Here is a 16,728-nt window from a genome sequence, read left to right on the forward strand (position 1 = left end):
TACCGGCAACTTGATAGCCTCACGGGACTAATTTAAAGTTACTTATCGATTTAATGGGTTAATTTATCCTAGCATGTTAATCCTGATTTGACTAGCCTAACTTGTCGGCAAAGACACCGTGATGGCGGGATGATCACTTGTTAATTCAATCGTTTGGTTGGCAATCACCATTTTGCCATACCCGCCCTTGACAAGCGTCACTGTCACTTCAGTCTGCATAATTTCAAACGCATATTCGCAATCTCGTAACGTTAACTTAAATGCTAATCGTTGCCATTGAATCGGTAAATGGGGCTGTAATGTAAAGACAGCAGCGTTATTCATAACGCCAGCAAATCCATAAATAATAGCTTGCCATGATCCGCCAGCATTACCAGCATGAATACCGTTAGCAGTGTTTTTTTGTAGGTCTAATAAATCCGTTTGAACTGCTTCCGTAAAGAAATTATAGGCTTCATCGGCATACCCAATTCTAGCTGCCAAAATAGCAAATGACGAGCGAGATAAGCTGGAATCGTGACTGGTAATGGGTTCATAGAAATCATAATCTCGTTTGAGTTGTTCCAACGGGTTACCATTAGGAAATAAAATATCCGCTAGCACCGTATCTGCTTGCTTGTTAACCTGATAGTGATAAAGCGTCAGTGGGTGGTGATGCAGTAGCAATGGAAACTTACCAGAGTCAATATCTTCTAGCGGCATTCGTTTAAGTTGATTAAAGTCTTGAAACTGAAGTTTAATTTGCTTTTGCTGATCGTATGGCAAGTAAATCGAGCGAGCTGCATCAGTCATTGCCTCAATTTCAGCATCAGTAATCCCCAACCAACTCAATAAATCAGCATCCTTTTCACTAAGAATATGGGCATACTTGACCGCCATTTCTAAATTATGTTGCACCATGACGTTAGTGTAGTAATTATTATTTACCAAAGCACTATATTCATCAGGACCAGTTACTGTATTAATAACAAACCAACGTTTTCCATCAATTTCAGCGTAATTACCATATTCAAGCCAAAAGCGGGCCGTTTGCACTAACATTTCAAAACCACTTTGCCGTAAAAATTCATAATCTTCGGTCACCGTAACATATTGATCAATAGCATAGGCAATATCTGCATTAATATGAAATTGAGCTAACCCTGCTGGCCAGTACGAACTAGCCTCTCGACCATTAATAGTGCGCCAAGCAAAAGTCGCCCCAGTTAAGAAGCCCAGGTTACGGGCTTGTTGCAAAGCCATCGGTAAGGTTTGCGCTCTAAATTCCAGTAGTTTGCGAGCAGTTTGCGGTTGAGTATAAATGAAAAATGGTAGCATAAAAATTTCAGTATCCCAAAAATATTGACCGCCATAGCCGTTACCGGTCAGGCCTTTAGCTGGAATGTTAGTGCGTCCATCACGACCAACTGATTGATTAAGTTGAAATAAATCAAATCGCAAACTAGTTTGCACACTCTTATCACCATCAATTGCAATGTCACTATGCTGCCAGAATTTGGCCCACTTCTCGGCTGAAACTGCGAAAGCTTCATCGAATTTCACCTGGTGCATTGCCTTTAAGAAATCAGCGTTAGAAAATCCCTCATTATTATTAACCACTGGTCCAATACCGTAAATAAAACTCAGTTGCTTAAGTCGCCCTGCTTCTGCTTGGTAGGTAGTGCGATAGCCCAATTCATCTGGAGTATTCAATTCCATTTCACTGACCATATCATCTTCTTGATCCACCAAATGCCAGGTTAAGGTCACTGATTGTTGACTTTGTGAGGTCATGACCTCGTATGCCGGTTGTAATTTATTAGACAACGGAAAACCATTTAATAAGCCCATACTGTGATTAACTCGGACATCATCAGTAGGTTCATTGGTGTTTTGATTAACATTATCATGTTGCTTAATGATGGTTACCGTCCGGTTAAAATTAAGTGGTAACACTGAATAACGAATACCATATACCGCCTCATCGGCTAAGCTCGCAAAGCTTTCAATCATTAGATGAAATTGTTCTTGTGCTGGTGTGGTTACGGCAAATTTTTCTTTTAGTTGCCCCGTTTTCATATCTAAGTTTTTATCGAGTAACAAGATATCAAATGGCGTTTTTCTAGAATCGCTAGTACCCACAATCATTTGGAGGGCGCGCGGATCCATTAAGCGATTAATAATTTGATCATTTTCCGCGTAATTACTATATTTTTCCCCGTAGCTTAACGGTCGATAATCGTAAAAACCGTTCACAAATAACCCCGGTGCTCCGAGGAACTGATCCGCATTACCTTGAAACGGATTAGAATCTCGCACCCCAAAATGTCCGTTGGCTAAACTATAAATTGTTTCCAAGAAAAGTTGTTCATTGCTTTTAAGATCTGGCAAATGAATTTGAAATGACGGTTCTTGCACCATATTGATCCCCCACTTATTTCTTAATGACCTGTTAATACCAATTTATTAATCGCTTCCGCCACGCCCGTACTGTAATCGGCAGTGGTGACATAATCAGCAATTGCTTTAATTTCAGGGATACCATTGGCTACTGCCACGCCCGTCCCGGCCGCTGTTAGCATGGTCAAATCATTAAAATTATCCCCCAAGGCTAACACTTCTGCGCGTTTAATTCCTAATCTGGTCGCCAAAGCTAACACCGCCCGACCTTTATCAACGCCCGCTTGATTCACTTCTACATATAATCCCGAAGAATAAGTACAATTAATAGTGGTACCTAATGCATGGATTAATGCATCGTGCATTTGGACTTGGACGGCGCGATCAGGGTGCATCGCAATAATTTTGATGATGGTTTGATCAGCGAAAATACTAAAATCTAACTCAGTCATTTCGTGATAGCTAACGTGGCGGGTGCGCATATACTCCCGATCATCATCTAAAATACGATAAATATAAATATCATCTAACGTGTAAACGTGAATATCTGCTGTCTCAAATTGCGCCAAAGTATTAAAAACCTGCTGGGCTTGTTGAAAAGCCATGCCGTGACTAAAAATCACGCGGTTGCCTGCGTTTTCTACCGTCGCGCCCCCATTAAACGAAATCACATATTCATTGGGTTGTTGTTTTAAATCCAGCTTGTGCAATAACCGTTGGACCGTTTGAAAGTTACGCCCCGTTGTCGGCACAAATTTGACTCCTTGAGCCACGGCCGCTTTAATAGCTGCAATATTTTCCGCTGAAATACTACCATCTGCTTTTAGTAAAGTTTCATCCAAATCACTGGCAATTAATTTATACATAAAAAGCCTCCCTATCCTTTTTAAATCCCGCAGGCTATTCCTCATATAGTGCTTTTGAATGGACCATTTTCCGATCTAATAATAGTTCTACCGTTTGATTCATCCGCTTTTTAAAGGTCGGATTTTCTAGCAACATCGTGCTCAAGACATCTAAAACGTACACGATTCCTAGTTGAGAATTGACAAAGCGGGTATTTTTAACCAAATCGCTGTTCTTAACGACCACCGAATAATCTGCCAGCTTGACTAAGGGACTGTTAACGAAAGCGGTGATAGCCACCACGGTGGGGTGACTGCGCTTAGCTAGTTTAATGGCATCATTAATTTCACTGGAATTACCTGAGGTCGACAAAGCAATGATAATATCGTCTTTTTTGATCAAGCGACTAGTAACATAAATCATATGAGTATCAGATAAAGCTACCGTGTTTAAGCCCATTCGCACCATGCGTTGAGCCATTTCTTGAGCACTGTATCCAGAGCTACCTAATCCCACCACGAAAATTCGCGGGGCCGCAGCAATCAATTGCACGATTATTTTAAGCATTTTAACATCTAACTTACGCCAAGTATATTCCAAAACATTTTCATAAAATGATTCCACTTGCCCCACGATAGTATTAGGAATCGTTTCCTTTTTGATGGTCGTCAACGATGCTTCAGCTAGCTTGACTTTAAATTCAGCAAAATCAGTGCAATCCATTTTACGAATAAATCGGGTAATCGTAGAGGTACTTACTTCGGCTTTTTTAGCTAAAGTAGTAATTCCCATTGATTTAACATGATCTGGATCTTGCAAGGATTTCATCGCGACCTTTCGTTCTTGCCGTGATAAGGTTGGAAAGCGTTGTTCGATCGTTTCCACAATGTTACTATTCATTTCTATTCACCTCATATCGCTTATTTTAGCGAAAATAAAAGCGCTTCTCTTTATTATAAATGATAATTAGAGAAACGCTTTCATAATTTTTATTTAGGGAGTGCTTTCATAAATTCGGTAGCGATAACTAGTGGTCGAGTAATTGCACTTCCCACGACCACCGTATGAGCGCCTAAATCTAGAGCTCGCCGCATTTTAGTCGGGGTATCAATTCGACCCTCTACCACAATCGGGGTCTTGGTAAATTCCAGTAATTGCTTTAAATAAGCAAAGTCATCATCAGCAATATTTAAGCCTTCAGATGCTGGTGTGTAACCCCGCATCGTCGTCCCAATCATGTCAAAGCCTAATTGATCAGCTACTTGAGCATTTTCAAACGTATCCGTATCGGCCATTAGCAAGGTATCCGGAAATTCTTGCCTAAATTGAGTCACAATATCACTCAATTGCTCATCATGTGGTCTTTTTTGACCAGTTACCTGACAAGCTACTACTGCCACACCAGTAGCGGCAATCGCCCGCATCTCTTTCATCGTGGGGGTAATGTATACTGGTGAATCTGGATAATCAACCTTCGCAATGCCAATCATCGGTAAACCTGTTTCATCTTGAATAGCCTGAATATCGACAACCGAGTTGGCACGAATAGCTGCTGCTCCAGCCTGTTTAGCCGCACGAGCCATCCGGGCCATGATAAAGGAACTGTGAAGTGGCTCATCTGGCAAAGCCTGACAAGAAATGATTAACTTGTTTTTCACATCATTTAAAAAATTATTCACCATTTTTTGAGCCCCTTTTCTATTCAGCAAAATACTTTGCGATAATTTTGCGGGCTCCGTCCTTCATTTCAGGAGTTGGTTTGCTCATTGGTGATTTGCAGACCCCGGCATTAACTCCTTTTTCAGCAAAGAGTAACTTAATAGTGGGGTAAAGATCATTATCAATTACATCCATAATGTAGTCGTTAGTTTCGTGTTGTAATTTCAACGCTTTGTCCATGTCACCGGCTTCAAAAGCTTCGATTTCTTGTTTGGCACGTGGTGCGTTCAAATTATAGGTTGAACCAATGGCCCCATCCACTCCTAAGACTAAAGCTGACAATAAAGTTTCATCAGTACCGTAATAGATGGTCTTTTCTGGGAAACGTTCCGTAAGACGTTCCAACAATAAGAAATCATTATTAGTATATTTGATTCCCACAATCTTAGGATTATCAAATAATGAAGCAAATTGATCTAACGATAAAGAAACCCCGGATAAGGCTGGAATTGAATAGATAATTAATTGAGTGTCAATACCAGCCAAAATTTCATCATAATAATTTTTAATTTGGTCAAAAGTAAAGTGATAATAAAATGGTGGAACAGCTGAAATCGTCTTGTAACCTAGTTCAGTAACGTATTTAGCCAATTCTTTAGCTTCCGAAACATTGACTGAACCTACTTGAGCAATCAAATCAACAGCACCATTATTTTCTTCAAAAGCGGTTTTATAAACTAATTTCTTTTCATCAGTACTTAACATGAAACTTTCACCGGTACTGCCACCGACGTAAAGTCCATCGATATGATTTACGTCAATATTGTAACGAACCATTTCACGAATGCCCTGTTCATTGATTGTGTCATCATCATTAAAAGCGGTCATGAGTGCAGAATACAGTTTCTTCATAGTAAAAGATCCTCATTTCATTTTTTTGGTTTGTGTAATAGTTAGTGACTTATCAATCGCTGACTAAAAGATAGCCTAAGAGAATTTTTATTTCAAATATTAATCACGGTAATTATTTTCATTTTGTCTTTTTATACTTGCTATTATCCATTTTCAATTTGTTTGAAAAATATTTATTTGAGGAAGAAAAAAACATATGATACCATGAAATCGCTTACTTTTATTGCAAACTTTTTCACAGCCAAAGGAGATTTCCACAATGACATATTTAGCTTTCGACGTTGGTGGTACCACCATTAAATACGGCTTAGTTCACGATGATTTATCCATTTCTCAACATGGCAAAAAAACGACCAATAATAACTTAAATAACCAGATTCTAAATACCATTTTAATCACTGCTGAATACTTTCAGCAAATGGAGCCAACCATTGCTGGGATTGGGATTAGCACCGCTGGTACAGTAGGTCATGATGGTAGTATTCAGTATGCTGGTCCCACTATTCCTAATTATCAAGGAACCAAGTTACAGGAAATAGTTACCCAACAAACCGGCCTACCCACTCACGTTATTAATGATGTTGACGCCGCTTTGTTAGGAGAATGGCAGGCTGGAGCTGCTCAAAACAATCAACGGGTATACTGCGTTGCTATTGGAACTGGAATTGGTGGCGCCTTTTTAGTGAACGGTCAATTAATCCAAGGAAAACACGGCACTGCTAATTCTTTAGGAACCACCCTATTTGATTCTCGTTCCCAGACTAATTACGAACAACGAGCCGCTACCTTGGTCTTAGAACGTGACTTAAAACCTTTAGCTACCAGTGTACAAAAAGCTTTTGAACTCGCTAAACAGGGCCAACAACCGTTTAATAAAATGATTCGTAATTGGGTGAGTGAGGTTGCATGTGGCTTGGCGCAAGTGATCTTGTTACACGATCCGGATCTAATTATCATTGGTGGTGCCGTCTCACTTCAAGGGGATTATTTGCTGAATATGTTAACCGCTGAACTGAAAAAACAATTACCACCCGAATTAAATCAAACTCAAATCAAAATGGCTCAACTCGCTAACGACGCTCAATTGATCGGGGCTATTACTCCCTTTTTGTAAAAAAAAATAAAAGAAACCGTTTTCAAAATCAAATAAATCTGTTACACTTTGGCTTGTAATAGTTAAGCAAAACTTCAATCGCTACAAACAACGCATCGTGGTGCGTTTGTTTGTGGCCTTTTTTAATACAAATTTTTTGGAGGACGAAAATATGTCTGTTTCGATTAATACTGCTGTATTTGAAAATGAAGTTAAGAAAAACGGCAAATCTCAATTGGATTGCTTAAACGAATTAGTAGGTCAACCAATTGATGCCATAGAAGTTCGGGGCGAGTTTTTTAATGAAGCTACCAAAATAGCTGAATTAACTGCCATTCAACAGTTATGTGTACAAAATAATTGGCAATTATTTTACTCAGTGCCTGAAGAAATGTTTTATGAAAATCAAATCAACGAACAGCTTTCGGATTATCTAAAAATGGCTAAGGACTTTAACATTACTAATTTAAAGTTTAGCTTAGGAGACTTAAACTTCAATGACATGGATCAATTAAACGACACCTGTCAGACGCTAGAAATGCTACTAGCTAGCACTTTACCCACCGTTACTATCGAAAACCAACCGAATGATAACGGTAAGATGCCCCAATTTCTCACTAAAATTGAATACTTGACAAAAACGGTGACGCATCTCGGTTATACGTTTGATTCTGGTAATTGGTACTGGATTAATCAACAACCAGAACAAGCCTATAAACAATTGGCTCAATATACCACCATCTTTCATTTAAAAAACGTCCACGATCGTCAAACAACCATGTTAGCTGATGGTGATACTGATTGGCAACAACTGTTAAGAATGACTAATCCCGTTGTTCCGGTGTTCTTGGAATACAATATCCCCACCAATTTAATCGCTTCTGAAATCAAACTAGTGAATGATTTTCTGGAAGCTATTCACTAATTCAACTACTAAAATTGTTTAAGAAATGAGGTTCATACCGTGGAAAAAAGTAATTTCGGGACCCTTAATTGGATCGTCCTAATCGCTTATTTGATCATTATGCTTCTAATCGGGTTCGGCTTCAGTCGTAAAAGTCAAAAGAGTTCGCAAGATTTCTTTAAGGCTTCTAGCAGTAAAATTCCGGCTTGGGCTGTTGGATTTAGTATTTTTGCGACTACCCTTAGTGCCATTACTTATATGTCGACTCCCGAAAAATCATTTTTAACTGATTGGTCGTACGCTTTTGGTAACCTTGCTATTTTTTTAATCGCTCCGATTTTGATTCACTTCTATATTCCGTTTTATTCTAAGCTACACGTGACTACCGCTTATGAATACTTAGAGTTTCGTTTCAATCCCTTTTTACGAGTTTTCAGTAGTTTGTTGTTCGTTTTATTTCATATCGGTCGAATCGCAATTGTAATTTACTTACCAACTATGGCACTAGTATCTTTTGTTAATATTAATCCATATTTGATTGCCACCTTAATTACCGTTTTATGTATTATTTATACTTACTACGGTGGAATGGAAGGGGTTATCTGGAGTGATGTTATCCAGGGATTCTTACTACTGATCGGGGCCGTCTTAATTATCTTCTTTGCCGTTAAGTACACCCATGGGGGCTGGGCAACGGTAGCCCATGATACCGCTGTACACGGTAAAATTTTAAAGAAAGCCGACTTCTCATTTAGCTTGATGCAGGCTACAGTTCCGGTTATTTTAATCGGGCAAATCTTTAATACTTTATACCAATACACCGCCTCTCAAGATGTGGTACAACGCTATACCACTTCAACTGATAATAAAGAAATTGCCAAATCTATTTGGACCAATGCCTTACTATCTCTGATTACCATTCCACTATTTTATGGGATGGGAACTATCTTATACAGTTTCTATCACCACGGTGGTCATTTACCAGCTGGCTTTAACACCACCGCGTTGGTACCATACTTTGTATTAAAGGAAATTCCTGCTGGTGTCGCTGGTTTGATTATTGCCGCCATTTTTGCCGCTTCACAAGCAACCATTGCCTCTAGTTTAAATAGTGCGGCTGCTTGTATTGTGACTGATTTCCAAAAACGATTCATGAAAGATAAAAGCGATAAAATGAGTATGAAAATTACTCGTTGGAGTATCTTATTAATCGGCTTCTTTAGCTTGATTGTCACCTTAGTTTTAATCAAGTTACACAGTTCTGATATGATCGATACATACCTAGGACTCTTTGGCTTATTCGGCGTTCCAATCGCCGGGATCTTTGCTCTCGGTATTTTAAGTGAACGGGCTAACGGCTTTGGTGCCACAGTAGGGTTAATCGTCATTTCTCTGATTTGTTACTTCATTCAAACCAATGGGGTCAATGCCTTGTTAGTAAGTATTATTGGTTTCTTAGGGAGTATGCTCTTAGGTTATATTTTCAGTTTGATGAAACCAAGCAGCAACAAAGATGTCCGTGGTTTAACTTATAAAACTATCAATGAAAATTACGATATGCGCGGTAAAAATTAATTAATAAAAAAATCAGTAACTATTCTCACTACGAAATTAGTTACTGATTTTTAGTTAGTTTTCAAATTATTGATCATCTATATTTTATGCTACACTGCCTAGTAAGGAGGTGTCAAAATGAGTGATTTTTACAATTTTACTGAAACTGAGATGAGTGGTCAAAAGATTGATTTCAACGAATTTAAGGGTAAAGTCGTCCTCTTAATGAATACCGCCAGTAAGTGTGGCTTTGCTCCCCAGTTGGAGGGCTTTGAAGGTCTATATCAGAAATATCATGAGCAAGGACTGGCCGTACTGGGACTGCCTTCCAACCAGTTTCGCCAAGAACTAGCCAGTGACGAAGAAACTGCCGAGTACTGTTCGGTTCATTTTGGAGTTACCTTTCCGATGACTAAGCAGATTTGGGTTAATGGTAAAGAGGCTGATCCACTTTTCACTTACCTTAAAGAACAAACTAACACCGGTCGCATCAAATGGAACTTCACTAAGTTCTTAATTGGCCGGGATGGTGAAGTAATCAAGCGTTACTCACCACGTACCAAACCAGAACAAATTGAACCAGATATTATTAAAGCGTTACAAAAATAAAAAAAGAACCGCCATCCATAGCGATGGCGGTTCTTTTTGATTGTAGCTCAGTGGTCAAAAAGAATCCCACCCCAGCTGAACTGAAATGAGATTCTTTTATTAACTATTGTTAGCTGCGCTTCTTTCGATACAGATAATAACCGCTCACTGCTAATATCATTAAGCCGAGTACGGTCAATAAGAAGTATGCTCGACCTTCACCAGTTTGTGGTAAAAATCCTAAGCCGCCCTTCTTACCAGTATCTGATCCGGTAGTGGTGGTTGTTCCTGAAGTTGGCGGAGTTCCAGTATCATCAGTATCCGGTGGCGTGATTCCTTCTTCTTCAGGTGGTTCAATTCCAAACTGATTGTAGAAGTGAACTGATTGAGTATTATCGCTAGTCAACGCTAACTCACCACTCAACTTATTACCAGCTCGTTTAACGTTATTACCTTCAACTTCGGTAGTGAAGCGTTCATCTTGCGTCGATTCTACTACCTGGTAACTGATGCCTGCTGGCAATTTGAAGGTAATGGAATCTTGATTACTTAACTTGAAAGTGTATTCGTTTTGTTCGTTTACTTCCAAATTAATAAATGGATTGTGATTCTTGGAAGCGGTAATTGGAGTTACATATGGTTCCGTATGGTTTTCAAAGAGCCGCAACTTAAACTCGAAAGCTTCCTTGGTCGTGCTACCGGTAACCGTCTTATCGATGGTTAATGTATGCACCTTTGGTTGGTCCAAGTATTGGTTATTAACCAATAATTCTTGAGCCTCATCTAATGTGATGACTGGAGCAGTATCACTTGTTTCACTACCTTTAACTTGATAAGTAGCTTGGTAAGTGTCACTATTTTGTTCCTTAGCCATCACCTTTTGGCCCTGTTTCAAGTTCTTGATGTGAATTGTTTGGTCCTTTTTTAAAACCGTAGTCGTGTGACCATTATTAACGGTCAGCACTCCTTCCGTTACTTTATGACCATCTTCTAATAAATCATAGTCGTATTGGTGGAAGTCACTCAACAGATAATCGTCTAAATTAGCTTCAGTTAAACCACTGGTATCATTCTTCAATAGGTAAATATCGAAGCGATACTTGCCATCTGGATCAATTGACGCTTTATCAGACTGAGCAGAAACGGTTTTAGTTAATTTGAAATCGGCGGTTAAGAATTCATTACGGAATTGGAAACCACCTAGTTCATCTTCTTGAACTGTTAATGCTTCCGTTTGGTGACCAGCAATCCAATCATTAGCGGCCACTTTGCGGTGAGAAGTTTGGTAATCTGCATTTGTCGTTTCGACTACCGTGGCCTTCGTACCAGTCTTTAAGCCACTAATTAAGGCTTGTTGTCCATCCTTTAATTTAAATTCTAGTTGGTTATCAGTAGCACTCACATCCGTACTACTAATCTTTTTGCCGTTTTCTAAGATGGTTAATTGGAACGTATTATCGACGTCACCATCAAAGTTAACTTTAAAGGTAAACTCTTCCTTAGCTTCATGAGTTGGCAAATTAGTTACCTGCTTTTCAACTAGCAAGGCACCAGTATGATCTTGGTTATAGAAAGTGATTGCTTGTGTATCATCATCTTTAATTGTGGCAGTGTCAGATGATAATCCACTTTGCAATGGTTTGTTATTTAATTGGTTGCTAGTCTGGTACTGGGTATCGGCTGTTTCCGTCACCTGAATTGTCGTTTCGACTGCTAAACCACTTAAAATCAAACGCTCATTATTCTTTAACGTTACTTTAGCTTTACCTTCATCATTAAATGATACCGTGGTAGCTTCACTGTCACCATTGCTCTTGATGAGTTGTCCCTTAACTTCACCAGTTAATTTATCGGTAGTTAATTCAAACGCGAAGTCCTTATCAGTAGCTGCACCCACAACTTGTTTAGAAAGTTGGAAGGTTCCGCTTGGTAAGTGATTATTGAAATTAATTAGTCGATCAACGTCTTCGTTAATTTCCACGTGACCTGAAAGGTAACCTTCATCAGTAGTTTCACTACCGGTGGCTGGGGTAGCAGTAGTTTCGTATGGATCATCGGCATCCTTAACTTCTAAGGCCCGGGCTTTTAATGCTTGCGGTAAACCGCTAATAAACATTCGCTCACCATCTTTTAATTCAAAGTCTTTAGTTAATCGGAAATTACCATCGGCATCAGCATCTGTGATAAACGTAACGTCTTTAGTAGCACCAACAGTTTGATCATCAGCATTTAAAATCTTAGCCGTAAAGGTCTTCCCCGCTACCTTAGTTGCCTGTTCGCCACTAACTAACACATTGAACTTAAAGACCTGGTCTTTGTCAGCGGTGGGGCCCGTGACTTGCTTTCTAACTACTAAATCACCTAGATGATTAGAGTTGATAATATCAACGACTGTTCTTTCAGTTTCACTTAGTTGAATACCATCTCGTTCATTACTTAGGATAGGTTCATCACCATTCACTGACATTTCCGTTTGGTAACCTTGACTATCAGTTTCGGTTACCTTATAGTCAATGGTCTTCTTGGTCAGTGGGTTGGTAATAAAGAGATCCATTAACGTCGCTGATTCCGTTGCCTTGAGCTTAATTACATCACTCTTTCCGCTAACAAACTGAACCTTACCCGTAGTGCCATCTGAATAAGCAATGTTGAAACTACCGTTAATGCTATCGTCAATTTCCTCACCGTTCATGGCTTCGACCTTAAAGCTAAATTGCTTGTTGGTACTTTCGCCCTTGGTGGTCTTGTGAAGCTTGAGGGCACCGACTTCGGGGTTGTTGGTGTTAGGGATATTCATCACATGTAATCCATTGTCTTTATCTCTGTAACTAAACTCTGGGCTCGTGTAATTACCGTGATAACCGTCAGGGGCCTTGGTCTCAATTACTCGATAAGTTTTAGAGCGGTTCAATAGATTAAATTGAAGAATACCAGAACTACTAGTAGTCCCCACTTGATCTAAATTAGCCATATTTTTGGTGTCTTGCCAATTACCATCAGCATCTTTTTCTTGCAGCTTGAATTCGGCGCCTACTAAAGGCTTATTAGTTTGTTGATCATATTTTTTAATCAAGACTTCATAGGAGTAGTAAATACCACTAGTATGCACGCTCAGTTCAGATTCAGTATTAACCTCGTAGTCTTCTGCCGTTAAACTTAGTTTATTTTGAATCTTGTTACTACTACTATTATCAATCTTAGTAAGGTATTCAATATAGAGTGGTTTATTTACCTTGTAGCCATTAGCAAATGTTAGGGTAAATCCTTCAGCGTTATTTCCAATCATATCGATCTTATAATCGTAATCATTTGGATCGGTGATATTATCGACTAACATTTTATTAGTCTTAGTCAATTCCGGAGTGCCATCAGATTTGTAGCCTGTCACCTTAGCCTCATATAGCTTAAAGGCCATGTTTCCGCTAGCATCATTTAACATTAAATGGTGACCGCCCGTTGGCGTATCCGTAATTTTTAGGTTTGAGTAGTTACTTAAATCTTTAGCCGAAATATTGATGTAACCATCCCATTTAATCGTTCCATCGCCTTGATCCTTACCCGTTTTTTGCATGTAGTAATCTTGCATTTGCATGGAAGTTGAGGCCTTAACGTTCATATCTTTTCCATTATAGTTAACCACTGCCTTATTATAATATTCTTCTTTCGACGGTTGGGCTATTTCAGCTTTAACCCAGGCATCAAAATCAATCGGCGTCTTAAACTTCAGCGCAAGGGCCTTATTTCCCATATCTTCTTTAAATCTAATCTTAAAGGTTTGGGCATACTTTCCATGGCCAGCTTCGGTAGTAACCAATTCGTACTTATCCGCGCTAACTTTTTCTTCGGCAATAACGATTTTATCGTTATTATTTTCATCATTAGTCCGTGTAATTTCATAAAGTTCATAACCGGCTTGCTCCGGATTTTCGTTAAGAAATGATAGATAGTTAACCCCATCTTTATTTAAGGTATCAGTAAAGGATACTTCATTTCCTTTATTAAAGGTGGTTAATTCTCGCGTGTTAAACCCGATAGTCCACGCTACATTTCCCGTCAGCGGTGTATCATCAGTATCTAAATTCAACTTGGCGTCTTTGTAAGCATCCTTGAATATTTTTTCAGGTAATATAACGTCTTCGTAATCTTTGCCAGTATAACCATCTACCTCATAATTAGCCAAATTACTTAACTTTTGATTTGTAATTAAGTTATAGTCGTAAGTGGTTTTATTAACTTTTACGTTAATCTGCTGTCCAGAATATTTAGACGATGGTAGGTTGATGGTAAAAGTATTTTTCCCATCAACTTTCTTAAATTCAAAACTATTTTCCGTAATCCCACTAGTGTTATCAGCAATCAACTGGGTTAAGGTTTGTCCATTAATTATAATTTGTTTTAAATCGTAACTAGTACCTTCTTTAGCAAAATCCATTCCCACTGGTAAAGTATCGGTTAGGACGTAATTGCCAGTAAAGGTCCATTTTTGTCTGTTGGCAATAATGTTCCAATCAATAGTTTGCTTCTTAACATCGTGAGCAGCGGTGGTCTTATCAATGCCCGAATATGTCTTGGAAGTGTTGGCATCGCCTTTTTCTGTATTATTGACGTACCACTTAAATTCGTTCTTTATATTATCAATATTCTCGTCACTGGTACTATTAGAAATTTCACTAGTATAAATAATACGGAGATACTTATTCTTCAATGCCGTCACGTCCGCATCATTCTTAACCGCTCCCGTAATATTATCACCACTGGAAGTAGTAGTAAATAATGAAGTTACATCCTCGGATGGATTAAAGTTTTCAAAATTACTAGCTTCGATCGCCTTAATAGTCGGATTTTTAGTTCCTACCATCGTGTCTTTAAAGTTTAAGTTTTTTAAGTCTGCTTCACTAAGTTCGAAGGTAGCCAACTTAACTGTCCATTGATATTTGCCACCGACAACATCCAACTTCTTAGTTGTCCCTGTATTCGTTCTTTCAACCGATGCTTCTACTGAACCAATATTGCTATCGCCCATTTGCGCTTCAATTTTGTTCCAGTATTTTGTAACGTCAAAATTGGTAACCTTAGTCTTCAGGACAATGCTAATCTTCGTGATTTTGACATCCTGGCTAAAGGTGATTTTTCCGGTCCGTAAATCAAGATTATAATGACTCTTATCTAACTGACTATCACCATTGATAAGAATCGCCATTTCCTCATTAAATAATTCATGGGTATCATTAAGGGGGGTATCAATTAGCGTTAAATCAGTTAATGAACCATTAGCTTTAACATCGATCGTCCAATCAATTACGTTAGCTTCAGTGGTACTAAACTTACCTGATTTAGCAATTAACTTCGTACTTTCATTAACCTTTAATTCAAATTCATAATCTTCCCGATATTCTACGCTCACTGGCCCTGAACCGGGATATTTACCTTCAATACCAAATTGAAATTCTCCGTCACCTTCTAAAGGACCGGAATTAGTGAACGTAAAAGTTACCCTAGCATCGTTACCATCAGCTGTTTCTTCAATCTTGTAAGTACCAAAAATTTCATCAACCCCTAATGGATTTTTCCCCACCAGATCACCAGAAAGGTCTCCCTTACCGTTATTGATATTTGAGAGTCCTTTGATAGTGAATGAATAACTATCACCTTTCTTTAGTCCTTCCGGTTTACTATCCTTAATTTTTTCATTAATGTCATTAACTTTAAAATCATATGTTAATGCAAATTTAGAACCGTCTTTGATATTAGCTGGTAATTGATCCCCCGAATTAATGATATAAGGAGTCCCACTACCAATTTGCAATTGAATTTGGCTAAAGAAACTTTTTCCGTTTAGCATCTCGCTAACGTCAGTGCCAGTCTCTGCTCTCGGTGACAAATTACTCTTCAACTTCTCTATATCCGCACCGTCGTCGGAATCACCGTCAGCATCATCGTCACTAGATTCTGACTTAGCATTGTCACTGCTACTATTTTTGGGGGTCTTATTCTGCTTTGAAGTACCACCATTAGTCTGTGATTTAACCGTAGTTTGGTCTTTACTGGTTGCTTTGATGGAAGAATTTTTACGATCTTCTTTAGCCTGGCTACTTTCTTTATCGTTACGACTTTTACTCTTTTTAACAGTAGTATTATTTGTGCTGTTATTGACATTAGAATCATCTGAACCGGCAGACAATGCATCTTCAGTAGTAGTCACTTCAGAAATATCATTTTGAGCCTCGGTATCATTAGCAGCCGTTTGCTTTTTAACAATACTAATCTCACCAAATTCAAACTTTTCTTGTTGTATTTTCAGTGTTAAATCTTGTTTATCCATTAAACCAGCGGCAGTCACTTGTAAATAAAGATGAACTTGTTGTGTCTCATCAGCGTTCAAATTCAAAGTATAGCCTTGCTTTTTATCGCCCGCTAAAGAAACCCGTTCTGGTAACGGTGCTTGTTTAAATTCTGCAATACTAAATTTATCAGCTGAAAAAGCCAGTTTATTCTTACCTGGACGCAGTTCAGTCGTTAAATCAAACGTATATTGTTCACCCTTAATTAAATCAGCAGTTACTTTTTGCTGTTGATCTTTAAAGGTCAACTTTTTTTCCTGTTTATCTGCGTCACTGCTATCAGCAAATGCGGCCACAGCACTCATTTGGTTCCCAAAAACGAAAAGAATCGTAATTATAATATTTACCACTTTTAAGATGGGGGTAGCTGTTTTTTCTTTCATTTTGATTGCCTCCATTTATTAAGTATTATGCGTCAATTCGAATTTAGATTAATCTTTTTCTTATCAAGA

General features: G+C 38.6%; 10 protein-coding genes. 4 read left to right on the forward strand and 6 right to left on the reverse strand.

Annotated features, from left to right (window positions below; genetic code table 11):
- Positions 1–96: 96 nt before the first annotated feature.
- The 5 genes from HII32_RS02495 to HII32_RS02515 form a co-directional block, all read right to left on the reverse strand.
- Positions 97–2,400: a glycoside hydrolase family 65 protein gene (locus HII32_RS02495; RefSeq protein WP_216655618.1), complete on the reverse strand. Its 2,304-nt coding sequence runs from the start codon at positions 2,398–2,400 to the stop codon at positions 97–99.
- Between the two features lie 20 nt (positions 2,401–2,420).
- Complete coding sequence (locus HII32_RS02500) at positions 2,421–3,245, reverse strand: Cof-type HAD-IIB family hydrolase (RefSeq protein ID WP_172187957.1); 825 nt, start codon at positions 3,243–3,245, stop codon at positions 2,421–2,423.
- 34 nt (positions 3,246–3,279) lie between these two features.
- A complete protein-coding gene (locus HII32_RS02505; RefSeq protein ID WP_172187959.1) occupies positions 3,280–4,125 on the reverse strand; it encodes a MurR/RpiR family transcriptional regulator in 846 nt (281 codons plus the stop codon).
- Between the two features lie 89 nt (positions 4,126–4,214).
- Positions 4,215–4,907, reverse strand: coding sequence for an N-acetylmannosamine-6-phosphate 2-epimerase (locus HII32_RS02510; RefSeq protein ID WP_172187961.1), 693 nt, complete (start codon positions 4,905–4,907; stop codon positions 4,215–4,217).
- Between the two features lie 16 nt (positions 4,908–4,923).
- Positions 4,924–5,796: an N-acetylneuraminate lyase gene (locus HII32_RS02515; protein ID WP_172187963.1), complete on the reverse strand. Its 873-nt coding sequence runs from the start codon at positions 5,794–5,796 to the stop codon at positions 4,924–4,926.
- Between the two features lie 259 nt (positions 5,797–6,055).
- On the opposite strand from HII32_RS02515, the gene HII32_RS02520 reads away from it, so the two are divergent.
- The 4 genes from HII32_RS02520 (at position 6,056) to HII32_RS02535 (ending at position 9,956) form a co-directional block, all read left to right on the forward strand.
- Positions 6,056–6,910: an ROK family protein gene (locus tag HII32_RS02520; RefSeq protein ID WP_172187965.1), complete on the forward strand. Its 855-nt coding sequence runs from the start codon at positions 6,056–6,058 to the stop codon at positions 6,908–6,910.
- A 151-nt stretch (positions 6,911–7,061) separates the two neighbouring features.
- A complete protein-coding gene (locus tag HII32_RS02525) occupies positions 7,062–7,814 on the forward strand; it encodes a sugar phosphate isomerase/epimerase family protein (RefSeq protein WP_172187967.1) in 753 nt (250 codons plus the stop codon).
- A 39-nt stretch (positions 7,815–7,853) separates the two neighbouring features.
- Complete coding sequence (locus HII32_RS02530; protein WP_172187969.1) at positions 7,854–9,368, forward strand: sodium:solute symporter family transporter; 1,515 nt, start codon at positions 7,854–7,856, stop codon at positions 9,366–9,368.
- Positions 9,369–9,485: 117 nt separating this feature from the next.
- On the forward strand, positions 9,486–9,956 hold the full coding sequence (locus HII32_RS02535; RefSeq protein ID WP_172187971.1) for a glutathione peroxidase: 471 nt from the start codon (positions 9,486–9,488) through the stop codon (positions 9,954–9,956).
- Between the two features lie 109 nt (positions 9,957–10,065).
- Here HII32_RS02535 and HII32_RS02540 read toward each other — a convergent pair whose 3' ends face one another.
- Positions 10,066–16,659, reverse strand: a complete 6,594-nt coding sequence (locus HII32_RS02540) for an LPXTG cell wall anchor domain-containing protein (RefSeq protein WP_172187973.1) — start codon at positions 16,657–16,659, stop codon at positions 10,066–10,068.
- Positions 16,660–16,728 lie beyond the last annotated feature (69 nt).

It is taken from the genome of Lentilactobacillus kribbianus, from assembly GCF_013184075.1.
GTDB lineage: Bacteria > Bacillota > Bacilli > Lactobacillales > Lactobacillaceae > Lentilactobacillus > Lentilactobacillus kribbianus.